25 protein-coding genes, 1 tRNA gene and 1 rRNA gene are annotated in these 26,895 nt (G+C 69.9%); 19 read left to right on the forward strand and 8 right to left on the reverse strand.

The window, feature by feature from the left end; translation table 11 throughout:
• Window positions 1-10 precede the first annotated feature (10 nt).
• The 5 genes from rrf to CFN78_RS27955 all read left to right on the forward strand — a co-directional run bounded on the left by rrf (window position 11) and on the right by CFN78_RS27955 (window position 5,873).
• Window positions 11-127, forward strand: a 5S ribosomal RNA gene (rrf, locus tag CFN78_RS27935).
• A 298-nt stretch (window positions 128-425) separates the two neighbouring features.
• A complete protein-coding gene (locus tag CFN78_RS27940; RefSeq protein ID WP_094866303.1) occupies window positions 426-1,181 on the forward strand; it encodes a type 1 glutamine amidotransferase in 756 nt (251 codons plus the stop codon).
• Window positions 1,182-1,269: 88 nt separating this feature from the next.
• Window positions 1,270-2,409: an inorganic phosphate transporter gene (locus tag CFN78_RS27945; RefSeq protein WP_094866304.1), complete on the forward strand. Its 1,140-nt coding sequence runs from the start codon at window positions 1,270-1,272 to the stop codon at window positions 2,407-2,409.
• 37 nt (window positions 2,410-2,446) lie between these two features.
• The gene (locus CFN78_RS27950; protein WP_094866305.1) at window positions 2,447-5,419 is read left to right on the forward strand and encodes a bifunctional [glutamine synthetase] adenylyltransferase/[glutamine synthetase]-adenylyl-L-tyrosine phosphorylase; all 2,973 of its coding nucleotides are present in this window, start codon (window positions 2,447-2,449) and stop codon (window positions 5,417-5,419) included.
• Between the two features lie 22 nt (window positions 5,420-5,441).
• Entirely contained in the window at window positions 5,442-5,873 is a 432-nt protein-coding gene (locus CFN78_RS27955; protein ID WP_094866306.1) for an acyl-CoA thioesterase, read from the forward strand.
• A 6-nt stretch (window positions 5,874-5,879) separates the two neighbouring features.
• Here CFN78_RS27955 and CFN78_RS27960 read toward each other — a convergent pair whose 3' ends face one another.
• Window positions 5,880-6,179, reverse strand: a complete 300-nt coding sequence (locus CFN78_RS27960) for an EthD family reductase (RefSeq protein ID WP_094866334.1) — start codon at window positions 6,177-6,179, stop codon at window positions 5,880-5,882.
• A 143-nt stretch (window positions 6,180-6,322) separates the two neighbouring features.
• Between CFN78_RS27960 and CFN78_RS27965 the strand changes: the two genes are divergently transcribed.
• Genes CFN78_RS27965 through CFN78_RS27975 form a run of 3 tightly spaced genes read left to right on the forward strand, consistent with a single transcriptional unit; the run spans window position 6,323 to window position 8,138 of the window.
• A complete protein-coding gene (locus tag CFN78_RS27965; RefSeq protein WP_094866307.1) occupies window positions 6,323-6,478 on the forward strand; it encodes a ribbon-helix-helix domain-containing protein in 156 nt (51 codons plus the stop codon).
• Window positions 6,475-6,822 carry a VOC family protein gene (locus CFN78_RS27970; RefSeq protein ID WP_094866308.1) on the forward strand — a complete coding sequence of 116 codons (348 nt, stop codon included), beginning with the start codon at window positions 6,475-6,477 and terminating at the stop codon, window positions 6,820-6,822. The genes CFN78_RS27965 and CFN78_RS27970 overlap by 4 nt, the downstream gene beginning before the upstream one ends.
• Window positions 6,819-8,138: an MFS transporter gene (locus CFN78_RS27975; protein WP_240519743.1), complete on the forward strand. Its 1,320-nt coding sequence runs from the start codon at window positions 6,819-6,821 to the stop codon at window positions 8,136-8,138. Before CFN78_RS27970 ends, CFN78_RS27975 begins: the two co-directional genes overlap by 4 nt.
• Before the next feature lie 83 nt (window positions 8,139-8,221).
• On the opposite strand, the gene glnA is transcribed toward CFN78_RS27975, so the two are convergent.
• Window positions 8,222-9,646: a type I glutamate--ammonia ligase gene (gene glnA, locus CFN78_RS27980; RefSeq protein ID WP_094866309.1), complete on the reverse strand. Its 1,425-nt coding sequence runs from the start codon at window positions 9,644-9,646 to the stop codon at window positions 8,222-8,224.
• Between the two features lie 252 nt (window positions 9,647-9,898).
• On the opposite strand from glnA, the gene CFN78_RS27985 reads away from it, so the two are divergent.
• On the forward strand, window positions 9,899-10,378 hold the full coding sequence (locus CFN78_RS27985; RefSeq protein WP_094866311.1) for an RDD family protein: 480 nt from the start codon (window positions 9,899-9,901) through the stop codon (window positions 10,376-10,378).
• Between the two features lie 87 nt (window positions 10,379-10,465).
• Here CFN78_RS27985 and CFN78_RS27990 read toward each other — a convergent pair whose 3' ends face one another.
• The gene (locus tag CFN78_RS27990; RefSeq protein WP_094866313.1) at window positions 10,466-11,194 is read right to left on the reverse strand and encodes a DUF4191 domain-containing protein; all 729 of its coding nucleotides are present in this window, start codon (window positions 11,192-11,194) and stop codon (window positions 10,466-10,468) included.
• Window positions 11,195-11,259: 65 nt separating this feature from the next.
• On the opposite strand from CFN78_RS27990, the gene CFN78_RS27995 reads away from it, so the two are divergent.
• The 6 genes from CFN78_RS27995 to CFN78_RS28020 all read left to right on the forward strand — a co-directional run bounded on the left by CFN78_RS27995 (window position 11,260) and on the right by CFN78_RS28020 (window position 15,853).
• Window positions 11,260-13,356, forward strand: a complete 2,097-nt coding sequence (locus CFN78_RS27995; protein ID WP_094866336.1) for an ATP-dependent DNA helicase UvrD2 — start codon at window positions 11,260-11,262, stop codon at window positions 13,354-13,356.
• A 224-nt stretch (window positions 13,357-13,580) separates the two neighbouring features.
• The gene (locus tag CFN78_RS28000; RefSeq protein WP_094866316.1) at window positions 13,581-13,859 is read left to right on the forward strand and encodes a hypothetical protein; all 279 of its coding nucleotides are present in this window, start codon (window positions 13,581-13,583) and stop codon (window positions 13,857-13,859) included.
• A 133-nt stretch (window positions 13,860-13,992) separates the two neighbouring features.
• Window positions 13,993-14,400 (forward strand): WhiB family transcriptional regulator, encoded by a 408-nt coding sequence (locus CFN78_RS28005; RefSeq protein ID WP_094866318.1) that lies wholly within the window; start codon window positions 13,993-13,995, stop codon window positions 14,398-14,400.
• Window positions 14,397-14,651 (forward strand): hypothetical protein, encoded by a 255-nt coding sequence (locus tag CFN78_RS28010; RefSeq protein ID WP_094866320.1) that lies wholly within the window; start codon window positions 14,397-14,399, stop codon window positions 14,649-14,651. Before CFN78_RS28005 ends, CFN78_RS28010 begins: the two co-directional genes overlap by 4 nt.
• Before the next feature lie 135 nt (window positions 14,652-14,786).
• Window positions 14,787-15,674, forward strand: coding sequence for a class I SAM-dependent methyltransferase (locus CFN78_RS28015; RefSeq protein WP_094866322.1), 888 nt, complete (start codon window positions 14,787-14,789; stop codon window positions 15,672-15,674).
• Between the two features lie 14 nt (window positions 15,675-15,688).
• Window positions 15,689-15,853: a hypothetical protein gene (locus tag CFN78_RS28020; RefSeq protein WP_420807937.1), complete on the forward strand. Its 165-nt coding sequence runs from the start codon at window positions 15,689-15,691 to the stop codon at window positions 15,851-15,853.
• Window positions 15,854-15,872: 19 nt separating this feature from the next.
• Here the strand turns inward: CFN78_RS28020 and CFN78_RS28025 are convergent, their stop codons facing one another.
• From CFN78_RS28025 to CFN78_RS28035, 3 genes are all read right to left on the reverse strand, one after another.
• On the reverse strand, window positions 15,873-16,811 hold the full coding sequence (locus tag CFN78_RS28025) for a type 2 periplasmic-binding domain-containing protein (RefSeq protein ID WP_094866337.1): 939 nt from the start codon (window positions 16,809-16,811) through the stop codon (window positions 15,873-15,875).
• A 129-nt stretch (window positions 16,812-16,940) separates the two neighbouring features.
• Window positions 16,941-18,287 carry an ABC1 kinase family protein gene (locus tag CFN78_RS28030; protein ID WP_094866327.1) on the reverse strand — a complete coding sequence of 449 codons (1,347 nt, stop codon included), beginning with the start codon at window positions 18,285-18,287 and terminating at the stop codon, window positions 16,941-16,943.
• A 90-nt stretch (window positions 18,288-18,377) separates the two neighbouring features.
• Window positions 18,378-19,418 carry a ThiF family adenylyltransferase gene (locus CFN78_RS28035; RefSeq protein ID WP_094866328.1) on the reverse strand — a complete coding sequence of 347 codons (1,041 nt, stop codon included), beginning with the start codon at window positions 19,416-19,418 and terminating at the stop codon, window positions 18,378-18,380.
• A 162-nt stretch (window positions 19,419-19,580) separates the two neighbouring features.
• Here CFN78_RS28035 and CFN78_RS28040 point away from each other — a divergent pair, with 162 nt between their 5' ends.
• Entirely contained in the window at window positions 19,581-20,147 is a 567-nt protein-coding gene (locus CFN78_RS28040) for a M48 metallopeptidase family protein (RefSeq protein WP_240519746.1), read from the forward strand.
• Between the two features lie 53 nt (window positions 20,148-20,200).
• Here CFN78_RS28040 and CFN78_RS28045 read toward each other — a convergent pair whose 3' ends face one another.
• Window positions 20,201-21,649 (reverse strand): zinc-dependent metalloprotease, encoded by a 1,449-nt coding sequence (locus CFN78_RS28045; protein ID WP_094866330.1) that lies wholly within the window; start codon window positions 21,647-21,649, stop codon window positions 20,201-20,203.
• Between the two features lie 95 nt (window positions 21,650-21,744).
• On the opposite strand from CFN78_RS28045, the gene CFN78_RS28050 reads away from it, so the two are divergent.
• Window positions 21,745-22,923 carry a YlbL family protein gene (locus CFN78_RS28050; protein ID WP_240519744.1) on the forward strand — a complete coding sequence of 393 codons (1,179 nt, stop codon included), beginning with the start codon at window positions 21,745-21,747 and terminating at the stop codon, window positions 22,921-22,923.
• 27 nt (window positions 22,924-22,950) lie between these two features.
• Here the strand turns inward: CFN78_RS28050 and CFN78_RS28055 are convergent, their stop codons facing one another.
• Window positions 22,951-23,508 carry a PPA1309 family protein gene (locus tag CFN78_RS28055; protein ID WP_094866332.1) on the reverse strand — a complete coding sequence of 186 codons (558 nt, stop codon included), beginning with the start codon at window positions 23,506-23,508 and terminating at the stop codon, window positions 22,951-22,953.
• A 159-nt stretch (window positions 23,509-23,667) separates the two neighbouring features.
• Between CFN78_RS28055 and CFN78_RS28060 the strand changes: the two genes are divergently transcribed.
• Window positions 23,668-26,625 carry a UPF0182 family protein gene (locus CFN78_RS28060; protein ID WP_094866333.1) on the forward strand — a complete coding sequence of 986 codons (2,958 nt, stop codon included), beginning with the start codon at window positions 23,668-23,670 and terminating at the stop codon, window positions 26,623-26,625.
• 65 nt (window positions 26,626-26,690) lie between these two features.
• Window positions 26,691-26,764: transfer RNA gene (locus tag CFN78_RS28065), tRNA-Met, on the forward strand.
• The last annotated feature ends 131 nt before the right edge of the window (window positions 26,765-26,895 follow it).

Below are 26,895 nucleotides of genomic sequence, written 5' to 3' on the forward strand. Positions count from 1 at the left end.
TTCACAGAGTTACGGCGGTCATAGCGGCGGGGAAACGCCCGGTCCCATTCCGAACCCGGAAGCTAAGCCTGCCAGCGCCGATGGTACTGCACCCGAAGGGGTGTGGGAGAGTAGGACGCCGCCGAACGTAATTTAAGTCCCGGAGTCCCGGTAGAGAAGAAATTCTCCCGGGGCTCCGGGCTTTTTACGTTCACGGGTCTCTGTTCAGGACCTGTGGTCCGCAGTCCGACCTTGATACTGCCTCGCGAGCCCCAAGGGCGTCCTCGACCGCGCCGCGGCGGGCTCGATTGTGGACCGGATTCGCACCGGCCGGCAGCGGCGGTCGGCGGCCCGTGTACCCGGAGTGGGCTCTGTACGGACAGCGATCATGGTGGTCGCCTTTCGGCGGTTGCCGGGAGTGCACCGGCGACCCGTACCCTGAGTCGATGTCCAGCGTTCGACTGTTGCTCATCCAGCCCGGACCCGACGATCCCCCCGGCCCCCTCGGCGAGTGGTTGACCGAGGCCGGCGCCGACATCGACCTCCGGCACCCGCCACGGGACGAGCTCCCGGACACCCTCGACGGTTACGACGCACTGGTCGTCCTCGGTGGCGGCATGGACTGCGACGACGACGCCGGCCACCCGTGGCTGCCCGCCGTGCGCCTGCTGCTCGGCTCCGCGGTGACCAGGGGGTTGCCGACGCTCGGAGTCTGCCTCGGCAGCCAGCTTCTCGCGGCCTCGGTCGGCGGGCGCGTGGGCCGCGGCGCGGACGGCCCGGAGGTCGGCGGCTGTCTGGTGTCGAAGAAGGACGCGGCCTGGATCGACCCGCTCTTCGCCGACCTGCCGCTCATGCAGGACGTGGTTCAGTTCCACAGAGACGTCATCACGCAATTGCCTGCGGGCGCGGAATTACTCGCCTCCTCCCCTATCTACCCGAATCAGGCTTTTCGGGTAGGCCGGTGCGCTTATGGCGTGCAGTTCCATATCGAGACGACTCCGGACATCCTGCGGCTCTGGGCGGCGGAATCGCCGGAGATGACGGAGTTCGCTCCACCCGACGCCTTCAGCGAGGAGAAGCTGACCACGCTTCACACAGACGTGGCGGACATCTGGAGGCCGTTCGCCGCTCGGTTTGTGCAGCTCGCAGCGGGTGAGCTGGCTCCGGCAGGCTCACCGACGAGGTCTCTGCCAATGGCCTGAGTTCACCCGGCCAGGTAGGGGGGAGCAAGACGCGAGTGAACGTCAGGTAGTTTGCGCAAGAATTCGGTACCCGCGTTCGGAGGTCGGGGTGGACCCCTCGTTATTGGTCATCGTCGTGGTCGCCACGGCGCTGATTTTCGATTTCACCAATGGGTTCCACGACACGGCCAACGCGATGGCGACGTCGATCGCCACCGGTGCCCTGAAGCCCAAGCCGGCGGTGGCCCTGTCGGCGGTGCTGAATCTCGTCGGAGCGTTCCTGTCCATCGAGGTCGCGAAGACCATCTCCAGTGGGCTGGTGGACGACACGAAGGTCGGGCCGTCGATTGTGTTCGGCGGCCTGGTCGGCGCGATCATCTGGAATCTCTTCACCTGGTACGCAGGCCTGCCGTCGAGCTCCTCACACGCCCTCTTCGGCGGCCTCATCGGTGCCACCTGGGTGGCGGCCGGCGCCGACTCCGTGCACTTCGGCAAGATCATCGAGAAGGTCCTGCTGCCCGCTGTGGCCTCACCGCTGATCGCGGGCCTGCTGGCGGCGGGCCTGACGTTCGCGATCTACCGGATGTTGAAACGCAAAGGCACCGAAAGCAATCCGCGTGGCTTCCGCGTCGGCCAGATCGTGTCCTCCTCACTGGTCTCGCTCGCACACGGCACCAACGACGCGCAGAAGACGATGGGCATCATCACCCTGACGCTGATCAGCAGCGGCTCCCTGGCTCCGGGGTCAGGGCCGCCGGGCTGGGTGATCGTGAGTGCCGCGCTGGCCCTGGCACTGGGCACCTACCTCGGCGGCTGGCGCATCACCTACACCCTCGGCAAGGGTCTCACCGACATCGAGGGTCCGCAGGGGTTCGCGGCACAGAGCACCTCCGCCGCGGTGATCCTGACCTCTTCGCATTTCGGGTTCCCGCTGTCCACCACGCACGTCTGCTCGGGTGGCGTCCTGGGTTCCGGTGTCGGACGGCGCGGCGCGCCGGTGCGCTGGCGTCTGGCCGGCCGGATGGTGCTGGCGTGGCTGTTCACCCTGCCCGCGGCGGCCATCGTCGGGGCGATCGCGGGCAAGGTCGCCTCGCTCGGCAACGGCGGGACGATCGCGGTCGGCGTGGTCGGTCTCAGCATCGGGCTTGGCATCTACCTCATGTCGCGACGCAAGCCTGTGGGCGCCCACCACTTCCACGTTCCCGAGCCCTCCGCCGCCGAACCGGAACGGCGTGAGGTTTCCGCCTGATCCCTTTCGTCCCGTGCTCCGGCTACGGTGAACGGTGATGGCAGAGCGAACGCGAGCGAACGCGACCACCGCCAAGTTCGGTTTCGGCGACGAGCGGGCCGGTGCGGATCTCCGTGCGGCCGGATGGTGGGGCGAGGACGGTCCGCTACCGGACGCCGAGCGGATCCTCGTCGCACTCGGCCGCAGTCCTGATCCCGATCTCGCCTTGCGCGGTCTGGACCGGATACGGCAGGCCGACGAGGACGGGTGGCCACAACTCGACCGTGCGCTGCGGGAGAGCGCCGTGCTGCGTGGCCGCCTGATCGGTGTGCTCGGATCGTCGAGCGCGCTGGCCGACTTCCTCGTCAGCCTTCCCGGTGAGTGGCGCAGGCTCGCCGACGACGACACCCCTTCGGCCGAGTACGCCGCCGCCCTGCGCGAGGCCGTCACCGGTGCGGACGGGATGACTCTGCTCGGTGGCGACGCCGAGCAGGCGTTGCGCGCGGGTTACCGCGGTCTGCTGCTGGAGATCGCGGCGGCCGACCTCGGGCACCTCGTCGAGGACGAACTCGACTGGCCGCCGTACGCGGACATCGCGGGAAGGCTCACCGCGCTGGCCGAAGCCGCGCTCGCCGCGGGCCTGGTGGTGGCGGACGCCGCCGTCGACCCCGGCCCGGACGACCGGCTGGCCGTCATCGCCATGGGCAAGTGCGGTGGCCGGGAACTGAACTACGTCAGCGATGTCGACGTCATCTTCGTCGGCGACGGCGACCCGCAGGTGACCACCAAGCTGGCCAGCACCACGATGCGCGTGGTCGGCACGGCTTGCTTCGAGGTGGACGCCGCGCTGCGCCCCGAGGGCAAGGCGGGCGCGCTCGTCCGGACCCTCGACGGGCACACCGCGTACTACCAGAAGTGGGCCCGCACCTGGGAGTTCCAGGCGCTGCTGAAGGCCCGTCCGGTCGCGGGTGACGCCGAGCTCGGCGCCAAGTACGCGGAAATGGTCGCTCCGCTGGTCTGGTCCGCGGCGGAACGGGAGAACTTCGTCGCCGACGTGCAGCGGATGCGCAGGCGCGTGGAGAAGCACGTGCCGAGCGAACTCGCCGACCGGGAACTGAAACTCGGCCGGGGCGGACTGCGCGACGTCGAGTTCGCGGTCCAGTTGCTGCAACTCGTGCACGGCAGGGTGGATCCCGAACTGCGCTCCCCGTCCACCATGGACGCGCTGGCCGCGCTCGGCACCGCGGGCTACGTCGCCAGGACCGACGCCTCGGAGCTGGAGGAGTCCTACGAGTTCCTCCGTGCCATCGAGCACCGGCTCCAGTTGCGCAGGCTCCGCCGGACGCACCTGTTCCCGGACGATTCGGAGACCGCCGAGCTGCGCTGGCTGGCCAGGGCCACCGGTATCCGCCCGGTGCGCGGACGTTCCGCCGGCGAGATGTTGCGGGCCGAGTTCCGCAGGCACGTGCAGCGCATCCGCAGGCTGCACGAGAAACTGTTCTACCGGCCGCTGCTGGAATCGGTGTCGAAGGTGCCGACCGCGGCCCTGCGCCTGACCACCACGCAGGCGGCGAGCAGGCTGAACGCGCTCGGCTACGCGGCCCCGGACGGAGCGCTCCAGCACATCAAGGCGCTGACCGCGGGGGTGTCTCGCCGCGCGTCGATCCAGCAGGCCCTGTTGCCGGTGTTGCTGGACCTGCTCGCCGACACCCCGGACCCGGACGGTGGGCTGCTGGCGTACCGCAAGGTGTCCGAGGCGCTCGCGGAGACACCCTGGTACCTGCGGGTCCTGCGGGACGAGGGCGCCGTCGTCGAACGCCTGGCCGTGCTGCTGGGCACCTCGAAACTGGTGCCCGACCTGCTGATGCGGGCGCCAGAGGTGCTGCAACTGCTCGGCGAGCCGCAACGACTGGCCGGACGGGCACCGGACGAGGTGGCCACCTCACTGCGGGCCGCGGTCCGCAGGCAGCCGGGGGTGAAGGCGGCGGTGACGGCGGCCAGGTCGCTGCGCAGGCACGAACTGCTGCGGGTGGCCTGTGCGGACCTGCTCGGGCTGATGGAGGTGCCCGCGGTGTGCGCGGCGCTGTCCAGCGTGTGGGCGGCGGTTTTGCAGGGTGCGCTCGCCGCGGCCGTGCGGCAGAAGGAGGCCGAGGCCGGGGTCACCCCGGCCTCGATCGCGGTGATCGGCATGGGCAGGCTCGGCGGGTCGGAACTCGGCTACGGCTCGGATGCCGACGTGCTGTTCGTCTGCAAACCGGCCGAGGGGGTCGCCGATTCCGACGCGGCCAAGTACGCGGCCTCGGTGGCGGAGAGCGTGCGCGAGAGCCTCGGTGCGCCCAGCCAGGACCCGGCCTTGGAGGTCGACACGAACCTGCGGCCGGAGGGGCGCAGCGGACCGCTGGTGCGGACGCTGGCGTCGTATCGCGCCTACTACGAACGCTGGGGCGAGGTGTGGGAGTCGCAGGCGCTGCTGCGTGCGCGGTTCGTCGCGGGCGACGCCGAACTGGGCGAGGAGTTCATCGCCGCCATCGACCCGATCCGCTACCCGGCGGGTGGGCTCGACCCGACGAAGGCGCGCGAGGTGCGGCGGATCAAGGCGAGGGTGGACACCGAACGGATGCCCCGCGGTGCCGACCCGACGACGCACACCAAGCTCGGCCGGGGAGGGCTCGCCGACATCGAGTGGACGGCGCAACTGCTGCAACTCCAGCACGCCCACGAGGTACCCGCGTTGCGTACGACCTCGACGCCGGGGGCGCTGCGCGCGCTGCCGGACGCCGGGCTCGCCGACTCGGCTGAGGTCGAGTCGCTGGTCGAGGCGTGGGAACTGGCCACCCGGGCGCGTAACGCGTCGATGCTGGTGCGCGGGAAGGCGATGGACCAGCTTCCCGCGCAGGGACGGGAACTGACCGCGGTCGCCAGCGCGCTCGGCCACTCACCGGACGAGGATCCCGGCGAGTTCGTCGACGCCTACCGCCGCACCACCCGCCGGGCGCACGCCATCGTCGAACGCCTCTTCTACGACGCCTGAGACTTCCGTTTACAGTGGCGGCGTGAGCGAACCCTTCTCCGTGCGGATCAAGGTCAGGCACTACGAGCTGGACACCCTGGGCCACCTCAACCACGCCGTGTACCACTCGTATGCCGAGGTCGCGCGACTCGAACTGATGGAGAAGGCGGGGGCGCTCGACGGCGGCCTGCGCGAGGTGAACCTCGCCGCGGTGCTGCTCGAATCCCACATCTCGTTCCGGCGCGAACTGCGCGCGGGCGACAGCGTGGACGTCACCTGCGAGGGAAAGTTCGCGCAGGGCAAGACGTTTCACCTCGACTCGAACATCCTCAAGCCCGACGGCACCCTCGCCGCCGAGATCACCTGCCGGCTCGGACTGATGGACCTGGAACGGCGCAAGCTCGTCGACGACCCGCGCGGTCGACTCGAACGCGCCGGTGTCCGGGTGGAGCTGCTGGAGCCCGCGGGCGGCTGAGCGGTCTCAGCGTCCGGGAGTCACCGGGTAGTTGATGGCCACGCTCCCGCCGGTCGCGTAGTTGGGGATGTCGGCGAGCGCGGCCGCCCCCTCCGGGGACGACAGCGCCGCGCCCATCGCCCCGGCGTCGGCGAAGTCGGCCTCGAACACCGCGAAGTACTCGGTGTCGCCACCGACCTCGAAGCTGTACCGGAAGTCGAGGATCCCCGGCATCTTCACGGCCAGCGGCAGATGCGTGTCCACGTAGTAGCGGCGGAAGTGGTCCGGATCGGCAGGCTGCGGGTAGAGCACCACGAGTTTGTGCATGACGGTCACGGTAACCACGCACAGCGTGGCGATGGCAAGACGAGCACCTCCGTTGTGCAGCGGAGCGGCAATTCCTGCGGATAGGACGGGTCGGCCGAGACGAATGATTCCCACCGGATGGCTAGATTGCTAGCATGCTATACATGCCCTCGGACAAGCAGCAGTTCAACATTTACCTGCCGGGTGAGCTGGTACGGCGGGTGAAGCACGCTTCGGTGGACGCGGAGGTGTCCTTGTCGGCGTTCGTGGAACGAGCCCTTGAGTCCTATCTGCGGCAGGCCGGGGGTGAGCGGCCGTGAAGGTGGTAGCGATCCGCTACACGCGGGATGCCGCCGCGCTGGTCCGGTTCCACGAGGCGCTCGGGGTGGAGCCGGGATCGGCTTCGAGGCCCGGGCGATGGGTGGAACTGGACGGCGACGGCGGGATGGTGGCCGTTCATGTCGACGAGGACGCCGACGCCGGACGCTGCGAGCTCGCCTTCGAGAGCGATGGGCCGCTCGAACCGATCGCCGAGCGGGTACGGGCGGCGGGGTTCGAGGCCGGGCAGGTGGTGGACGAGAACTTCGGGCGTTCGCTCCGAGTGCGGGACCCGGACGGAGTGTGGGTCCAGATCAACCAGTTCGACCGGGAGCTGTATACGTGATCGGGGCGGCCGCCGGCCGCCCCGCCGGTGCGCTACCGCTGGCCGTGGGCATCGTGGCGCTGGAGTTCGCTGCCGCGGTGACGAGCTTCGTGGCCTCCACGCTGCTGCCGGTGGTCACCGCTGATCTTGGGGCGCGCGACCGGCTCGCCCTGCTCGTCGCGGGGGCCACCCTCGGGCTGTTCGTCGCCCTGCCGCTGGCCGGGCGAACCGTGCGGCTGCTGGGTGCGGCCAGGACGCTGGCCGTCGGTGTCGCGGTCTACCTGGGTGGCGTGGCGTTGGCCGCGACCGCGACGTACGCCTGGACGTTCGCGCTCGGGCAGTTCGCGGGCGGGGTGGCCAGTGGCCTGCTGGCGGTCTTCGGGGTGAGTACCGCTATCCGGCACCTGGACGAGGCCCTGCGGATCAGGGTGGTCGCGGCATCGTCGGCGATGTGGATCCTGCCCGCGATGGTGGGCCCCGCCGCGACGCTCGGGCTGGAACACCTCGTCGGCTGGCGCTGGGCCCTGCTGATCCCGGTCCCGTTCGTCCTCGCCGGACGGGTACTCGTCGTCCGCGCCACCCGAGGTGAGCAGTCGTCGCCCGGGCAGGTGCGCCCCCTGCGGCGTGCGCTGCTGGCCCCGGTCGGGGTAGCAGGTGTCGTGCTCGGCACCGGTTGGTGGCCGATCGCGGCCGTCGGGACGCTGGTGGCGATCGTCGGTGTCAGCGCGATCATGCCCAGCGGGACCGGTTCTTTGGCCCGGGGCACGCCGGCGGCGCTCGCCGCGATGACCCTGTTCGCCGTCGGCTACTTCGGCGCCGACAGCCTCATCACCGTGCTGCTGACCGACACCTACCGCGTCACTCTCGGAGAGGCCGCCGTCGTACTCGGCGCCGCACCGCTGGCATGGGCGCTGACCAGCCTCACCGTCCCACGCTTCGTGCGGGGCGCGGCGAAGCATCGCTTCCCGGTGCTCGGGCTCGCCGTCGCCGCGGGCGGGGTACTGGCGACGGCCGTCGGTGCGCCGTCCTTCGCCGCCGCGCTGATCGGCTGGACCGCTACGGGAATCGGTGTCGGCCTGGCCTACCCGGCGCTCTACATCCTGGCGACGACTCCCGGTACCGACGGTCCCGACCCGGGCGAACTGGCCGCCGCGGTCATCACCGCCGAAGCGTTCGGTGGCCTGTTCGGACGTGCCACCGGGGGCGTCATCAGCTCCGGCACCCCGGACCTCGGTACCACCTATCTGGTCTTCGCCGCGGTACTCCTGCTAGCCGCCTACGCCGCCACCCGCAGCACGAACCGGCGTACCGCCGCCGACTCGGCGGGAAGCCGGTGAGCAGGTGGCCGAACACAAAGAACGGGGCTGCGGCCGGGGTATTCCCCTCGACCGCAGCCCCGTGTCAGTGAGCGCCGGGTGGCTTACACGTCGTAGTAGAGCGCGAACTCGTACGGGTGCGGGCGCAGGCGCAGCGGGTCGATCTCGTTCTCCCGCTTGTACTGGATCCAGGTGCTGATGACGTCCGGGGTGAAGACGCCACCCTCCAGCAGGAACTCGTGGTCGGCCTCCAGGCTGTCGAGCACGGTGCCCAGGTCACCGGGGACCAGCTTGACGTCCTTGGCCTCCTCCGGCGGAAGCTCGTAGAGGTCCTTGTCGATCGGGGCGGGCGGCTCGATGCGGTTCTTGATGCCGTCGAGACCCGCCATCATCATCGCCGCGAACGCCAGGTACGGGTTGCCCGAGGGGTCCGGGCAGCGGAACTCGGCGCGCTTGGCCTTCGGGTTGTTGCCGGTGATCGGGATACGCACACAGGCCGAGCGGTTGCGCTGCGAGTACACCAGCGACACCGGAGCCTCGAAGCCCGGCACCAGGCGGTGATACGAGTTGACCGTCGGGTTGGTGAAGGCCAGCAGGCTCGGGGCGTGGTGCAGCAGGCCGCCGATGTAGTGCCGCGCGGTGTCGGACAGGCCCGCGTAACCGGACTCGTCGTGGAACAGCGGTACGCCGTCCTTCCACACCGACTGGTGGCAGTGCATGCCGGAACCGTTGTCACCGTAGAGTGGCTTCGGCATGAACGTCGCCGTCTTGCCGTTCTCGAACGCGGTGTTCTTCACGATGTACTTGAACAACTGCAGGTCGTCGGCCGCGTGCAGCAGCGTGTTGAACTTGTAGTTGATCTCGGTCTGCCCGGCGGTGCCGACCTCGTGGTGGGCGCGCTCGATCTCGAACCCGGAGTCCATCAGCTTCAGCGAGATCTCGTCCCGCAGGTCGGCCAGGTGGTCGACCGGGGGAACGGGGAAGTACCCGCCCTTGAACTTCGTCTTGTAACCCTTGTTGCCGCCTTCCTCCTCGGCGCCGGTGTTCCACCAGCCCTCGACGGAATCGACCTCGTGGAACGAGCCGTGCTCGGCGGAGTCGAAGCGGACCGAGTCGAACAGGTAGAACTCGGCTTCGGGGCCGAAGAAGACGGTGTCGCCGATGCCGGACTCGGCGAGGTACTGCTCGGCCTTGCGGGCGATGTTGCGCGGGTCGCGGCTGTACGCCTCGCGGGTGAACGGGTCGTGCACGAAGAAGTTGACCGACAGCGTCTTGCTCTTGCGGAACGGGTCGATCCGGGCGGTCGCGGGGTCGGGCAGCAGCAGCATGTCCGACTCGTGGATCGACTGGAAACCGCGCACCGAGGAGCCGTCGAAGGCCAGGCCGTCCTCGTAGACGTCCTCGTTGAACGCCTCGGCGGGAATCGTGAAGTGCTGCATGACGCCGGGAAGATCGCAGAACCGGACGTCGACGAACTTCACGTCCTCGTCGGCGATGAGGCGCTGGATATCTTCTGGAGAAGTGGACACCCTCGGTAGCTCCTTCGTATTCGTCGCCGGCGGCGGTCTCCGCTCGCCTCACTCGCCGGCCGGGCACCTTCGCCCTCGTGGCGTGATCAGCGGTCCGTGGATTCCGGCCGCGCGTCACTCTCTCCGACTAACGCTAGGAGCACGGTGTTGCCCGACCGTCACCCGAATGTTTCGCCGGTGTTAACGACCGGAGTCGCCCCGGGTAGTCGACCAGGGAGGGCACCTCCGGCGCCAGCGGCATACCCTGGACGAGTGGCTAGATGGACCGGCGAGTGGCTCTCCGCACCCAAAGTGTCGCTCGATGACGGCGAACCCCCGAAGTGGCCCGGCGAGAAACTCGGCCTGCCCGAGGATGGTGTCGGTGCCGCCGCGGGCGGCGGGCGGCGCCTCCTCGCACTGCTCGCGGACCTGGTGCTCGCCTCGCTGGTGACCTCGCTGTTCCTGCGGCCCGACTTCGGCGATCCGGCGCTGATGCAGACGTTCAACTTCTGGGCGATCGGTGTGTGGGCGCTGCTGACCGTCGTCCCGGTGGCGTTCTTCGGGTTCACCCCCGGCATGGCCGCGACGGGCATCCGCGTGGGCAAGCTGGACGGGACCCCGGCCGTGGGACTGTGGCGGGCGCTGGTGCGCGGGGCGCTGACGTTCGTGATCATCCCGGCAGCCATCCGCAACGCGGACGCCCGCGGCCTGCACGACCGGGCCACCGGCACGGTCGTCATCCGCCTGCGCTGACCCGCTCCGGACACACCCGTTCCGGACACACCAACGGCCCCGCTCGCAGGCGGGGCCGTCGTGGAGAAACGAGTAGTGGTGACCTGGTCAGCGGCGGCGGATGGTGCGCTGCATGTTCCGCATCTTCGCGCCCGCGGGCATCGGCCCCTTGGGCATCGCGGCGCCACGGCTGCCCAGCGCGGACAACTTCGCCTCCAGCGCGTCGACCTGTGCCGGCTTGAGGTTGCGGGGGAGCTTCATCAGGTACGGCTGCAGCTTGCGCAGCGTGACCTGGTTCTCCTCGTTGCCGATGATGACGTCGTAGATCGGCGTCTCGCCGACCAGTCGCGCCACCCGCTTCTTCTCCTGCGCGAGCAGGCCCTTCACCCGGTGCGGCGCGCCCTCGGCGACCAGCACCACGCCCGGTCCGCCGAGCACCCGGTGCACGGCGTCGAGCTGGGTGGTGGCGGCGACGGTCTGGGTGACGCGCCAGCGTCCGCGCAGATTGTCCAGCGCCCACGCGGCGGCGCCGGGTTGCCCGTCAGCCTTGCTGTAGACGGTCTTCTGCACCCGCCTGCCGAAGATGATGACCGCGGCCAACAGCCCGAGCATGATGCCGATCGGCAGCAGTACCCACTGAATGCCGAAGAGGAAGCCGAGCCCGAAGACGACGGCCGTGACCACGAGGACGGCCCCGAGCATCCAGGGGATGAGCGCCTTGTCCTCTTTGCGCTGCATCTTGAACGCTTCGAAGATCTGCCCCCGCCGAGCCTTGCTCGCCGCGCGCTTCGCCTTCTTCGCCTGCTTGGCAGCTTCTTTGTCCTGCTTTCCCGCCATGCCCACGAGGATACGGGCGGGTGGCCTGCCACGGAGTCGTCGGCCCCCTCTGCGAGGATGCGGACGTGGGTAGTGGATCGCGATCGAACCGTCGTCCGGGGCTGCTCGACGGGCTCGACCCGGAGCAGCGCGCGGCCGCGAACGCCCCCAGAGGACCGGTGTGCGTGCTCGCCGGAGCGGGCACCGGCAAGACGCGCACGATCACCCACCGGATCGCCCACCTCGTCGATTCCGGTCACGTCGCCGCTGGTCAGGTGCTCGCCGTGACGTTCACCGCCCGTGCGGCAGGCGAGATGCGCACCCGCCTCGCCACGCTCGGCGTCGAAGGGGCGCAGGCCCGGACCTTCCACGCGGCGGCCCTGCGGCAGCTCCGCTACTTCTGGCCGCGGGTCGTCGGCGACCGGCAGTGGGATCTGATCGAGGGCAAGTTCCGGATGGTCGGCCAGGCGGCACACCGGGCGGGCGCGGCCACCGAGTCCGAGGTGGTGCGCGATCTGGCGAGCGAGATCGAGTGGGCGAAGGCCTCGCTCGTCGGCCCGGACGACTACCCGGCCGTCGCCGCCCGCCTGCAGCGCGACATCCCGGAGCCCGCCGCGCGTGTGGCGGAGGTGTTCCGCAACTACGAGAAGCTCAAGACCGAGGCGCAACTGCTCGACTTCGACGACCTGCTCCTGCACACCACGGCCGCACTGGAGGAGCACGGGGCCGTCGCGGAGGAGTTCCGCGACCGGTACCGCTGCTTCGTCGTCGACGAGTACCAGGACGTCACGCCGTTGCAGCAGCGGCTGCTGGATGCCTGGGTCGGCGGCCGCGACGACCTGACCGTGGTCGGCGACGCGAACCAGACGATCTACTCCTTCGGCGGCGCCTCGCCGCGTCCGCTGCTCGAGTTCACCCGGCGGTTCCCCGAGGCCTCGGTGATCCGGCTGGAACGCGACTACCGCTCGACCCCCCAGGTGGTGTCGCTGGCCAACCAGGTGATCGGCGCCGCCCGCGGTCGTCCGGCGGGCTCGCGCCTCCGGCTCGTGGGCCAGCGGCCGGAGGGGCCGCAGCCGCGGTTCGCCGAGCACGACGATGAGCCCGGCGAGGCGGCCGCGGTGGCCCGCCGCGTCCGGGAACTGATCGACAGTGGGCTGTCGGCGAGCGAGATCGCCATCCTGTACCGGGTCAACGCGCAGTCGGAGGCCTACGAGCAGGCGCTGTCCGATGTCGACGTGCCGTATCTCGTGCGGGGAGGGGAACGCTTCTTCTCCCGCACCGAGATCCGCCAGGCGATCGTGGCGCTGCGCTCGGCCGCGGCGAACGGCCCGGACGGCGACGTCGTCGACCTGGTGCGTCAGGTGCTCGGCCGGGTCGGCCTGACCGACCAGCCGCCCGCGGGCGGCGCGGCGCGGGAGAAGTGGGACGCGCTGCTGGCGCTGGTGGAACTCGCCGAGGAACTGACGGCGACCGTGCCGGAGACCGCGGGGTCGAGCCTGGCGCGCTACGTCGCGGAACTGGAACAGCGGGCCGCCGCTGCGCACCCGCCGACCGTCGAAGGCGTCACGCTGGCCTCGCTGCACGCGGCGAAGGGCCTGGAATGGGACGCCGTGTTCCTGGTCGGGCTGGCTGAGGGCACGCTGCCGATCCAGCACGCCGACGGCGACGACGAGGCCGTCGAGGAGGAACGCAGGCTGTTCTACGTCGGCGTCACCCGGGCGCGTGAGCACCTGTCACTGACCTGGTCGCTCTCGCGCAAGCCCGGAGGCCGCCGCAATCGCAGGCGCAGCCGGTTCCTGTACGGCCTCGTCCCGGAGGACCACCCGGCCTCGCGCGTCGCGCGTACCGGTGGCGGGGCGCGGGTGACCGGTTCGAAGGCGCGCTGCCGGGTCTGCGACGGGCTGCTCACCTCGACGATCGAGGTCAAGCTCAGCCGGTGCTCGCGATGTCCGTCCGATGTGGACGAAGAGCTGCTCGACCGCTTGCGTTCGTGGCGCACCGGCCGGGCCCGTGAGCTCAAGGTGCCCGCGTACGTGGTGTTCACCGACGCGACGCTGATCGCGATCGCCGAACAGCAGCCCGCTGACGACGGCGCACTGGTCTCGATCTCCGGCATCGGCGCCACGAAGCTCGAACGGTTCGGCACCGAGGTTCTCGCCGTGATCCGCGGCGGCGAGCGATAGCCACGCCGGACAGCGGTAGTAGCCGGACACGGTGACTGTGCCGGTTTCCGCGGATAAGCCCAGATCAGGCGTGTTTTTCGCCTCTTCGAGGATATTTGCCGAAAATCAGTTGCCCTCCTCCGTGCCGGGGCAATAACCTGCAACGACTGGGTGGGAACACCCGCCATATTCGGTAACCGAGTTCGCTCGGCCGGCCGCGACAGCGAGAGGAGGTGCCAGGGCAGATGAAGAACTTCACGATCATCGGGAACCCGGGCACCGCGCTGTCCTGCGCCACCGAAGTGGCCATGACCGCGCTCCCGGGGATCGGTATGTCCTCGGCCGCGCCGCGGTACGCCGAGCTGCCCGTGTTCACCACCACTCGTGAGCGCGCGCTCGTCAACGCCGTCAACGCCGTCAGCGCCACCGAGGCCGTCCGCCCGACGGTCGTCCCGGTCACCGCGGATCTGCTCATCGAGCAGGCCCATGGTCCGTCGCCTTCTCCACCTGAGCGAAGTACCTGACGTAACGACGTCAGGACAGCAGGCTCACGAAGGCCGCGGAACCGGTAACCGGATCCGCGGCCTTCGTGCTGTTCGGGGTGCTTTCCGGACAGTCGTAAGTACACACACCGTTACAACACAAAGGAGAACGGGAATGTCATCGGCAATCGCCTTCGCGTCAGAGAAGGCGTTCTCCGACGAGTTCGCCGACCACGGAGTCGGTGAACTGCTCGACGCGGCAACCTCGTCCACAGACGAGATGCCCTGCCGAGCCGGGGACGCCGACCTGTGGTTCGCCGAGACACCGGCGGAGTTGGAGCGCGCCAAGGCGCTGTGCTCCGACTGCCCGGTGCGCGCGGCGTGCCTATCGGGTGCACTGGCTCGAAGGGAGCCATGGGGAGTCTGGGGTGGCGAGATCTTCGAGCGCGGCGCGGTGGTCGCCAGAAAGCGGCCTCGTGGCCGTCCGCGGAAGAACCCCGCTATCGAGCGGCCGGCGGCGGTCGAGCGTTCCGCCGAGCGGTGCGCGGAGACCGTCGGAGCGCAGCGGAGCGCAGCGGCATGACCCTCGACTGCGGCCCCGCCATCCGTACACCCGACTCGTCGAACGACGACAGCACGATGCTCGGCAGCCCGGGCATCGAATTCATTAGCCACAAGGAGATCAGCGAGATGTTGCTCAACGAAGAACTGGCCAGAGCCCGAATACGGGAGACCGAAGAGCTGATCAGCAGACGACCCGCACGCGCCGTCCGGCCGCGCGGGCGCGGGCTGGGCCGGTTGCGGTCGCGCAGGACCCACCGGCGCGGCGGCTGATCGAGCCGACGCTCGGCGCTCCGTGAGCGGAGCAAACAACCTGACCGACGGTCCGGGTGTGGGAGGTGCTCGGGGGAGTCGCCCACACCCGGACGGCGGCCGGACCGCTGCGGGGGTGCGTCCCGCGGGTGTTAGATGGTCGCTGTGTCAGCACATACGCACGACGACGTGGACTGGGCGTCGCGACTGCCGGGGATGCTCCTGGCCGACGCGCTGGAAGAGGACGCGCTCGCCGGTGTGGCGCGTCGCCTGGTCGATCGGCTCGGTGGTGAACCGACCGTCCTCGACCTGGGTTCCGGCTCCGGTGGGATGTCGGCCGCGCTCGCCCAGGCTCTCGCCGAACGGGACGGCGGGACGGTGGTACTCGTCGACGCCGTACCCGAACTGCTGGACGCCGCGGGCGCGGCGGCCCGCGCCTCCGTGGGCGAAAGTGCCGCGGTGCGCGTCGAATCCGTGCTCGCCGATGCGGCGGACCCCGGTCTCCGTGACCTCGTGCCCGAGGCGGACCTCATCTGGGCCTCCGCCGTCGTACATCACCTCCCTGATCAGCAGCGGGCCATCGACGACTTGGCTCGCATCCTCCGGCCCGGGGGGACCCTGGCGGTAGCCGAGGGCGGCCTCGGGGTCAAGACCCTGCCCTGGGATCTCGGGGTCGGAGCTCCCGGCCTCGAGCCACGGTTGCACGCCGCGCGCGATCTCTGGTTCCGCGACCTGCGTGCCTCGATGCCCGGCGCGGTGCAGATGCCATACGGCTGGAACCACGCGCTCGGCCTTGCCGGGCTCGCCGACGTCGGCGCCTTCACCTACCTGGTCGATCACCCCGCTCCGGCAGGCGACGGGGTACGTCACGACGTTCTCGAACGGCTCGGCTGGTTCCGCTCGACGGTGGGCGACCGGCTGGACGAGACCGACCGCGCCACCTTCGACGCTCTGCTGGACCCGGCGGGCGAATACCACCTCGGCCGTCGTGACGACCTCTTCCTGCTCTCCGCCCGGACCGTCCACTGTGGACGTTCGCGATGAGTGGAGGGGATCGCGTGGCATGCTCCCGCTGTGGTGCGGCCAAGGACCAGGACGACCAGACGCGGGCGCTGAGCTGGGTACTCGACCGGGACGAACGAGGGCCCCACTGGATGTGCCCCTCCTGTGCTCGTACCCACGTGCGCGACATCGAGGGAAAGCTGCCGGCGGAGTACTGGTGAGCTGACCGTTTCCGCCGCGTCATGCCGCCGCCACCTCGCTGGTGGCCAGTATCCGGGGTCGCCGACGAGCGGCGGCCCTCCGGAACGCGCCGACGAGTTCGCCCAGGACCAGCGCCGGATCGCGGCGCATCAGACCCGCCGGTGTGCGGACGAGGATGACACCCTTCGCGGCGAGCGCGAGCCGGGCTGTCCTTGCGCTCGGCCCCTCGTTCGCACCGCCGAACTGCCAGCCGAGGGCCACTTCGTCCCACCAGGCGTCCACCGTGCAGATCATGCTGCCGTCCGGGTCGCGGACGTCCACGTTCCACCTCGGCGGAGGCAGCGGGGCACGGATGACCAGGCGGCGGGCCAGACCGTGGATGAACGTCTCCTGTCGCGTGGCGAGCGTGCCGAGCACGGCGCGTACCGCTGCAGATCCACGCTGGTTCCCCGCATCGAGTTCGGTCCTGAGGCGATCGATGGTGCACAGGCCGTAGTAGACGGTGAGGCCGAGCAGGCTGCGCAGCCTGTCCTCGTCACGCTCCCGCCGGGCGGCATCGAGGACCGCGCGTTCCGGCGGGGCGCAGGGCATGCCGTCCAGGAGGACGGTCCGCGGTGGCCGAGTAGTGCGTTCGAGCACGACGGCGTCCGGAGGCGAGAGCCTGCGGTCCGCGGGCAGCAGGAGATGCACGGCCCTGGTGGCGGGCAGCGCCAGACCGTGGGCGCGCAGCGCGTCCGTGCCGGTGACAATCGAATCTGGCCCCGCGTGCTCGAGCGCGGCCTGCACGAGCTGCCTGCGGTTCGGTTCGCCGGTGGAGAGCATGACGACCCCGGGATGCAGGCGCCGCCACGGTCCGCCCGGTCGGCAGCGGTGGGCGATGGCGCCCGCGGAGAGACCGCGGGCACGCAAGCGAGCGCTGCTGATCACGCCGTGCCTGGTCAGCCGGGCAGTGTCGTCGATACGAGTCGTGGAAGCCATGTCCTGAGCCTGGCCGGACACCGCCACCCCGGGAATGGGTTCGACGGAACTGTGGACAACTCGCCGCTGCGAACGGTCATCTCGTGTGCTCCGGGCCGAATCTGTGGACAACTCGGCCCTGTGCGTCCGTCAGTCGGCGAAACCCGGCTGCCACTCCTCCACAATCGAACGAGCGGGGATGGTCGCGTCGAGCTGGCAGAGAATGCCGGTCGACCCGGCCGTCACCCGGTGGATCATCAGGTACTCGGGAGGGAGATTCAGTGAGCGTCCGGTGCGGAAGTCCTGACCACGGGTGTCGCCGACGCGGCCCGCCTGCTTCTGCATCCAGCGGCGGGTGAAATGGAAATGCTCGCCGGCAAGCGGCTCGGTGAACGGTGCCAGGTATGCCAGCACGTCCTCGGCCGCCAGCTCGGTGCCGGACCGGACGAAACCGGCCTCGCGCAGCAGGGACATCAGCTCCGTCGACCTGCCGTCGAGGGCCAGTCGGGTCATCTGCCCGAGGTAGCGGGGAATCCCGTCCGGCAGACGGGCGACTCCACCGAAGTCGATCACGCACAGCCTGCCGTCCCCGGTGCGCATGAAGTTGCCGGGGTGCGGGTCGGCATGCAGGAGGTGAGCGCGTTCCGGAGAGGAGAAGTGGAACTCGGCCAGTCTGGTGCCGATGTGATCGCGTTCCTCGGCACTGCCGTCGGCGATGATCCGCGCCAGTGGCGTGCCGGTGACCCACTCGGTGACGATCACCTTCGGCGCGCTCGCGACGACCCGGGGGATCAGCACGTGCTCGTCGCCGTCGAACGCGCTCGCGAACTCGCGCTGGTTACCGGCTTCGGCGCGGTAGTCCAGTTCCTCGTTCATCCGGTCGGACAGCTCGGCGAGCAGTGGTTTGACCTCGGCGCCGGGTGCGAGGCTCTGGAACAGCCTGCTGAAGCGCTGGAGCTGGCGAAGATCGCTGCGCAGAGCTTCGTCGGCACCCGGGTACTGCACCTTGACCGCGACCTCGCGGCCGTCGTGCCAGACGGCGCGGTGTACTTGGCCGATGCTGGCGGACGCGGCCGGGTCGTCGTCGAACTCGGCGAACCGGGACGACCACGACCGGCCGAGCTGCTCGGCGAGCACCCGGTGGGTCTGCTTCGCGGGCATCGGCGGTGCCGCGGCCTGCAGCTTCGTCAGCGCCTCCCGGTACGGCGCCGCCATGTCGTCGGGTATCGCGGCCTCGAACACGCTCAGCGCCTGGCCGAACTTCATCGCGCCGCCCTTGAGCGTGCCGAGCACCTCGAAGAGCTGTTCGGCGGCCTTGGCGGACAGCACGGCGTTGACGTCCTGCGCGCTCTGGCCGGTCAGCCGCCGTCCCCAGCCACCGACCGCCCGCCCGGCCATGCCCAGCGGCAGACTGGCCAGCTTGGCGGTGCGCGCTGCGGCCCTCCGGGGGATCGCGGAGTCGTTCTCGTCGCCGTTCGGGTCGCGCAAGTCGGTCACACCCTGATTCTGCCCTGCCGGTCGAACCGGGCGCAGGGGAATCCGGCGCGATCACGGCGTATCCCGGACTCCGGAGGCCCGGCGGGGCGCCTATTCCTCGACCGGCATCGCCCCACAACCGCAGGCGGGATGGGGTTCCCAGGTGCGCCGCCGGACCCCGCCGACGTACGAGTCGATTTCCAGGGTGGCGTTCCACACGGGCGGCGGGCTTGTGGCCGGCGCGAGCACCCGCAACACCTGACCCGCCGCCAGCGCCGCCGTCGCCTGGACGCTGGTGAGCTCGGCGTGCTGCGCGTGCCCGGCGAGCTGGCTCGCCACCAGTGGCCAGGAGGAATCCAGGTCGGTCCGGTGCAGGTCGGCGCAGCGCAAACAGCTACTGCGACCGGGGAATACCAGCGGGCCGACGATGCCCAAGCCATCGCGGACCCGGACCGCCAGGTGCGGCAGGCCGTCGCCGACCAGCTCGCGTACGAGTTCCGGGGCGGGAACGACCGCGTCGGTGAGCAGCACCAGGTCGGCCCGGCGGTCGCCGGGCAGCCGCGTGGTCCGCACGTCGGGGTTGGCCCTCCGGACGGTGTCCGCGATCGCGTGCCGTCGCGACCTGCCGAGGTCCGCGGTGGAGAATCCGGATCCGAGGTCGGCCTCGGTGACGTGACCTGTCGACTCGATCTCCAGATGGCCGACGCCCGCGACGGCCAGCAGGGTCGCGACCGCCACCGCCAGCCTGCCGTTGCCGTGCAGCGTCACGGTGCTCTGGGCGCGTCGCGCCCGGACATCCATGCACCTGACCCCGGTGCGCAGCGACCACAGTTCCGGCTCGGGCACGACTCGCCTGCCGCGACGGGGAGCCGCCTCCTCCACCAGCCTGCGCTCCGAGAGCGCGGTCAGGATCTCGCGTAGCCGTTCGACGTGGTCGTCCGCCACCGAGCCGAGCAGGGAGCGGGTGGTGCGCGAGCCGTCGAGCCTGCGCAGGACGTCGACGATGTCGGCGGGCAGGTCCTCGGCGACCACGCCGTGCCGTGGGTCGAGTCCGATCTGCAGCTCCCCGCCGGCGCGGTCCAGTACGGCGAGCCCGGGCAGCAGCCGTGGACGTTCGGGAAGGGCTCGGTCGGCGGTCGGTGATTGAGTCATATGCACAGGGTGACGCCTACGCGCTCGCGGTTCGCCGGAAACGCGCAAGTTATCCACAGGTGGGTGCAAATGTGGACAACTTGGCGATGTGACGGTCTTTCCCACCGACTTGTCGGCTGTTGGCCTTACGGTGGTCCAGTGGCCGACGCACGGGTGCCCTCACTGAGGAGCCGCGACAACAGCAATCACCAACGCCAGGTGCCGCAACAGAAGATCGAGGTCCGGCGGAGCGCGCGCCGCCGTCGCACGGTCAGTGCCTACCGCGACGGGGACACGCTCGTCGTCCTGATCCCGGCCAGGATGACCAGGGCCGAAGAGCAGCACTGGGTCGCCGAGATGGAGCGCAAGCTCCGCAACACCGAGACGCGGCGCGCCTCACCGGCAAGGAAGTCCGACGACGCGCTGCTCGCCCGCTGCGCGGAGCTGTCCGAACGCTATTTCGGCGGCAGCGCCGTGCCCTCGAGCGTGCGCTGGGTGGCCCCGATGCGTACCCGCTGGGCGTCGTGTACGCCCGTCGACCGCTCGATCAGGGTCAGCGAGCGGCTCCGTGACGTTCCGTCCTGGGTGCTCGACTACGTGCTCGTCCACGAACTCGCCCATCTCAAGGTCGCCGGGCACAACGCCGAGTTCTGGACGCTCGTACGGGAGTACCCGAAAACCGAGCGGGCCATCGGCTACCTGCAGGGACTGTCCGCGGCCGCGGGCTGGGGCATCACGGCCGAGGACTGACCGCGCGACCCAACGGCCGAGCCCCGCACCCGCGGAGGCCCACGCCGCGGCGGCTACGCCGGGGAGTCCGGCTTGCCCTCGCCCTGCTTGCCCTCGTTCGGCGAGTCCCCGCCGTCCGGGGCGGGAGCGCTCCCGGAGTCCTCGTCCGCCGAGTTCCGCTCCGATGTCTCGGCGGCGGCCTCGGCCGACTCCTTCTCCTCGCGTTCGGTCCGCTCCAGTTCGGCCATCGGGTCCAGGTCGTCGAGGCCCTTGCCGCCCAGACGCTCGGAGAACGCCATCGGGTCGTCCAGATCGTCGGTGGTGGGCATCAGGTCCGGATGCGACCAGAGCCCGTCCCGCTTCTCGGCACCGTGCTCGTCGCCGACCAGCTTCCACAGCGAGGACGCGGCCCGCATCCGGCGCGGACGCAGCTCCAAGCCGACCAGGGTCGCGAAGGTCTGCTCGGCGGGACCGCCGGTCGCCCGCCTGCGGCGCAGTGTCTCGCGCAGTGCGTCGGCCCCGGGCAACCGGTCGCCTACCGCCTCGGCCACGACCACGTCCACCCAGCCCTCCACCAGCGCCAGCAGGGTCTCCAGCCGGTTCAGCGCGACCGACTGCTCCGGCGTGGTCTGCGGCTCCAACAGCCCGGAGGACATGGCCTCCTCGATGCTCGCCGGGTTGCTCGGGTCCACCTGGGTGGCGAGCTGTTCCAGCGCCGAGGTGTCGACCTTGATACCTCGGGCGAACTCCTCGACGGTGCCCAGCAGCCGCTGCCGCAGCCACGGAACGTGTGCGAACAGTCGTTGGTGGGCGGCCTCGCGGGCGGCGATGAACACGAGAACCTCGCTGCTCGGCAGCTCCAAGCCCTCGGTGAACTTCTCGATGTTCGCGGGCAGCAGAGCGGACGTCGTCGCGGGCCCCAGCGGAAGGCCGACTTCCGAGGAGGTCAGTACCTCGGAAGCGAGCTGGGCGAGCGCGCCGCCGAGCTGCGAACCGAACGCCATGCCGCCCATCTGCCCGACCATCGACAGCAGCGGTCCGGCCGCCTGCTTGGCCTCCTCCGGCAGCGCGTCGACCCAGGCCGTGGACATCTGCTGCGCCACCGGGTCGCACAGTCGCTGCCAGGTGGGCAAGGTCTTCTCCACCCAGTCCCGCGACGACCACGCCACGGTGCTCGTCGCACCGGCGGGCAGGATCGTCGCCGCGTCGAGCCACAGTTCGGCCAGGTGGGCGGCGTCGCGCACCGCGGTGTCGTTCTGTGGCGCCGAGAACCCGACCTGGTTGCCGCCCGCGCTGCCCAGCTTCTGCAGGGCGATCTGCTTTGCGAGGTCGTAGTTCACCGGGCCGGAGGAACTGCCTGCCTGGCTGAGCATCTGACCGAGCTGGCTGAGCATCTGGCCGAGCTGGTTGAACGCGTCCGTGCCGCCCGCTCCGGGCGGAAGCTGACCACCGGGGTTCGAGGATTCGTCGTCGCCGTGTTTGTCGGGATCCGGCGGGCCGAAGCCGAACGGGGGTTTGTTCATGCCCCCACCGTACGCGGAATCGCCCGGTTGTCCTTTGGCCAGCCGGGCGTGGCCTTCACCGGCCCCACGCCGAGGCCACCGTACGCTGTCTCGCTGTGAGCGAGTCCCGCGACAGTGCCGCCGGCGACAGCCGTGCGGCCATCCCAGAGCCCAGCGACAGCACCTCCGGTAAGCGTGGCTCGGGTAGCCGTGGTTCGGGAGGCCGGGGCTCCGGCGGCCGTGGTTCGGGGGACGACGCCGCGTTCCGGATGAGCAGGCGTGCCTGGACGGTCCTGCTCAGCGGCGTGCTCGTCGCGGTGTTCGGACTGGTCGGCGCGCTCGTCCGGGTGCCGTACGTGTCCCTCGGTCCCGGCCCGACCTACGACACGCTCGGCGGTTCCAACGACGGCCCCGTCGTGCAGGTCGACGGCAAGGAGACCTTCCCGACCGACGGCGAGCTCCGGATGACCACCGTCTCGCTCGCCGACGAGATGACACTGTTCGGCGCGCTCGGCGTATGGGTCAGCGGCCGCTACGCACTCGCCCCCCGCGAGGAGTACTTCAAGCCGGGCGCGACCGACGAGCAGGTCAAGCAGGAGAACGTCCAGCAGTTCCAGGACTCGCAGAGCAACGCCCAGGTCGCCGCTCTGCGCAAGCTCGGGTTCCCGGTGAAGGTGCTGGCTCGGGAGGTCGTGTCGGGCAGCCCGGCCGACTCCGTGCTGGAGGCCGGTGACCGGCTGCTGGAGGTCAACGGCAGGCCGGTGGCCAGCGACCAGGACGTGACCGCCGCGGTGGCGGGAACGCGGCCCGGCGAGACGGTCTCGCTGACCTTCCAGCACGAGGGCCAGCCCGAACGCACCGAGTCGATCACCCTGGCGCAACGTGAGGACGGCAGGCCGGAGGGCTTCATCGGGCTGCAGGCCATCGACCGCGCCGACGTGCCCTTCGACGTCAAGTTCACCCTGGAGGACGTCGGCGGCCCCTCGGCCGGGTTGATCTTCGCGCTCGCCCTGTTCGACCGGCTGACCCCCGGCGAACTCGCGGGCGGCAACCACATCGCCGGTACCGGCGAGATCACCGAGAAGGGCGAGGTGGGTGCGATCGGCGGCATCTCGTTCAAGGTCGTCGCCGCCAAGGAAGCGGGCGCCACCGCGTTCCTCGTACCCGAACGCAACTGCGCCGAGGCCGTCTCGGCCGCGCCGGACGGGCTGAAGCTGATCAAGGTGGCGACGCTGGACGGCGCCGTCACCGCGATCGAGGACCTGAAGGCGGGCAGGCCGACCCCCGCCTGCTGACCCGACCTGCTGACGCCTCGGCGCGGGTCAGGGCGCGAGCGTCGCCCTGAGCGCGTCCAGCAGGTTCGGCGCCAGGCCCGGGTTCTCGATGATCTCGTCGATCGGGTCGCCGTCGGTGCGCGTCTCCCCGCGCAGGCGCATCACACACGCCGCCCCGCCGTCCCTGGCGACGGCCGCGACCAACCGGGCCTCGGTGCGCCGGGGGTGGTCCGCGGCCGCGCGGCGCAGCCGTTCCACGTCGTCGCCCGGACCGTCCGCCGCGGGCAGTTCCGCCTCGGCGTCCGGCGGCAGCACGATGATCTCCTGGGCCAGTGCGCAGCCGTGGACCGCCTCCGGCCAGGCGATCCTGGCCAGCGCCTCGGCGAGGTCACCCTCGGGCAGCGCGTCCTGCGCGACCGGGGTCAGCGTGCTGCTCGGGTCGATCTGCCCGGCCAGTTCCGGCTGCTGCGCGAGCAGCGCCGCCGTGGGCACCAGCGCGAAGAGTTGCGGGCCCTGATCCCAGCCACCCGAGGCGACGAACTCCTCCACTTCCCGTGCCAGGGCCGCCACGGCCGGATCGGTCGCCTTGTCCTCAGTCGATGCCATGGCGTAATGGTGGCAGCAGACCGTTCGGGCCGTCCGCGCACCGTCCGGTTTGGGCGGGTTCTGGGAACCTTTTGTGCTCGCCGTAGAGTTAGGTAACCAGGGTCGTCGGCGGTATCGGCGTGCCCGGCGATCTCGAATACAACAACAGGAGTGTGCGCTGTGGCCACTCGGCCCCCCGTCAGCCTGCCGAAGCTGTCTCGCCGAAGTCGGATTCTGCTGGTCATCGCCAGTGTGGTCGTCCTCGCCCTGCTGCTCGGTGCGCGGTTACTGGACACCTACGTCGACTGGCTCTGGTTCGGGGAGGTGGGCGCCCGCCAGGTCTTCACCACCGAGATCCTCACCAGGGCCGTGCTCTTCCTTGTGGTGGCACTGCTGGTCGGCGGACTACTCGCAGTGAGCCTGATCGTCGCCTACCGCACACGGCCGGTCTTCGTGCCGGTGTCCGGGGCGGACGACCCGCTGGCCCGGTACCGCTCGACGGTCGTCGCCCGGATCCGCGTCTTCGGCATCGGCATCCCGGTGGTCGCCGGCATCATCGCCGGCGCGGCGGGCCAGGGGGAGTGGCAGCGCGCGCAGCTCTTCCTCAACGGTACCAACTTCGGCAAGACGGACCCGGAGTTCGGCAACGACATCGGCTTCTACGCCTTCGACCTGCCGCTCTACAACTGGCTGCTCGGCTGGGCGTTCATCGCAGTCGCACTGGCCTTCGTCGCCGCGCTGGTAGCGCACTACCTGTTCGGCGGCATCCGGCTCGCGGGCAAGGGCGGTCAGATCGCCGGCCCCGCCCGCGTCCAGCTCTCGATCATCGCCGGCGTGTTCGTGCTGCTGAAGGGCCTCGAGTACTTCCTCGACCGCTACGCCCTGCTGCTCTCGGACCGCAACGCTCCGCTGTTCACCGGTGCCACGTTCACCGACCTGAACGCGGTGCTGCCCGCCAAGCTGATCCTGCTCTGCATCTCGGTGCTCTGTGCGGTCGCGTTCTTCGCCGGGGCGTTCCTGCGCAACGTCCAGCTTCCCGCCATCGCCCTGGTGCTGATGATCCTGTCCGGTGTCCTGGTCGGCACCGCGTTCCCGGCCGTGCTCGACCAGTTCTCGGTCAAGCCGAACGCGAACGAAAAGGAAGCCGCGTCGATCCAGCGGAACATGGACGCCACCCGGGACGCCTACGGGCTGACCAACGTCGAGTACCAGGACTACACGGGCAAATCCGAGGCAACGCCCACCGAGGTCCGCGACGACGAGGGCACCATCCCGAACATTCGCCTGCTCGACCCGAGCGTGCTCAACCCGACCTTCACCCAGCGCGTCGGCCGGGAGAACTTCTACGGCTTCTCCGAGAAGCTCGACGTCGACCGCTATGACGTCGGCGGTGAGCGGCAGGACTACATCGTCGCCGCCAAGGAGATCCGCACCGAGGGACTGGCCGAGAACCAGCGGACCTGGATCAACCGCCACCTCGTCTACACCCACGGCAACGGTTTCGTCGCCGCGCCCGCGAACAAGATCGACCGTGCCGTCGAGGACGCGGGCAGCGACGGCGGGTACCCGCTCGCCAGGACCAGCGACACCCAGAACCCGACGGGCGCGGGCATCGAGGTCACCGAACCGCGGATCTACTACGGCGAGCTGGCCACCGACTACGCGATCGTCGGCGGTACGCCCGGCCAGGCGCCGGGTGAGTACGACACCGCCGCCGACCGGTACCTGTACCAGGGCCAGGGCGGCGTACCGATCGACGGCTGGCTGAACCGGCTCGTCTTCGCGGCGAAGGAGGGAGAGCGCAACATCCTCTTTTCCGACGCCATCGGCGACAACTCCAAGATCATGTACAACCGCGACCCGCGCGACCGCGTCAGCAAGGTGGCGCCGTGGCTGACCGTGGACGGCGACCCGTACCCGGCAGTGGTCGACGGGCGGATCAAGTGGATCGTCGACGGGTACACCACACTCAACAACTACCCGTACGCCCAGCAGACCCAGCTCGGCGACGCCACGCAGGACTCGCTCGCCGGCGTCGCGCGGCAGCAGAACGCGTCGATCAACTACATCCGCAACTCGGTCAAGGCCACCGTCGACGCCTTCGACGGCACCGTGAGCCTGTACGAGCAGGAGAAGGACCCGGTGCTGGAGGCCTGGAAGAACGTCTTCCCGGGCATCGTGAAGCCGTCCTCGGAGATCTCACCGGAACTGCGGGAGCACTTCCGCTATCCGGAGGACATCTTCAAGGTCCAGCGCGAACTGCTCGCCAGGTACCACGTACAGAGTCCGCAGGAGTTCTACTCCACGCAGACGTTCTGGAGCGTTCCGCCCGACCCGACCGAAGAGGGCGGACTCGATCCGCAGAACGCCGGGGCCAAGCAACCCGCCTACTACATCATGGCGCAGACGCCCGGCCAGGAAAGACCGACGTTCCAGCTCACCAGCTCACTGACCGCACTGGAACGGCAGTACCTGGCGGCCTGGGTATCGGTGTCCTCCGACCCGGCGGACTACGGGAAATTCAGAGTGCTGAAACTCCCGCCTGCCGACGGCACCAACCAGAACGACGGTCCGGTCCAGGTACAGAACAGATTCCAGAGTGACCAGAGATTCGCCGAACAGCGGACGCTGCTCGGCAACCAGAGCGTCAACATCATCAACGGAAACCTGCTGACGCTCCCGGTCGCCGACGGATTCCTCTACGTCGAACCGATCTACCTCGAGCAACGCAACGAGAACAGCTATCCACAGCTCGCTCGTGTGCTCGTGTCCTTCGGTCCGAAGGTCGGCTTCGCGCCGACCCTGGAAGGCGCGCTGGACCAGGTCTTCGGTCAGGGCACCGGAGACTCGGCGACCTCACCGGACCAGGACGGCGGCCCACCGACACAACAACCGTCACCGACGTCGCCACCGCCCACCAGCGGACAGGAGGCACCACCTCCCGGCGGCGCGCCGAACCAGAACCCGGACATGGCGCAAGCCTCCGCCGACCTGCAAGCGGCACTGGCCGGTCTGCAGGACGCCCAGAAGTCCCAGAGCGACGCCATCGCCGCACTGGACGCTGCCGTCCGCAAGTACCAGGAACTCGCCGGTCAAGGGGCATCCACCCCGCCGCCCACGCAGAACGGCGGCGGCTGACCGCGCCGCTCGGCGTACCCGCCGTAACCGCGTTGGTAACCACCCCGTACAGTGGTGGTTACCAACGCGGGGTGGAGCAGTTCGGTAGCTCGCTGGGCTCATAACCCAGAGGTCGCAGGTTCAAATCCTGTCCCCGCTACAGATGTGATGTCTCAGGACATCGGCGACAGTCGGACCGACGAAGTGTCGGTTCGGCTGTTGTTATGTGTGGGGTCGGCGGGTGGGCCCTTTGGGGGCTCCGGTGGGTTGGTAGTCGCGTCTGGGGTTGAT

This window comes from Amycolatopsis antarctica, from assembly GCF_002262875.1.
Classification (GTDB): domain Bacteria; phylum Actinomycetota; class Actinomycetes; order Mycobacteriales; family Pseudonocardiaceae; genus Amycolatopsis; species Amycolatopsis antarctica.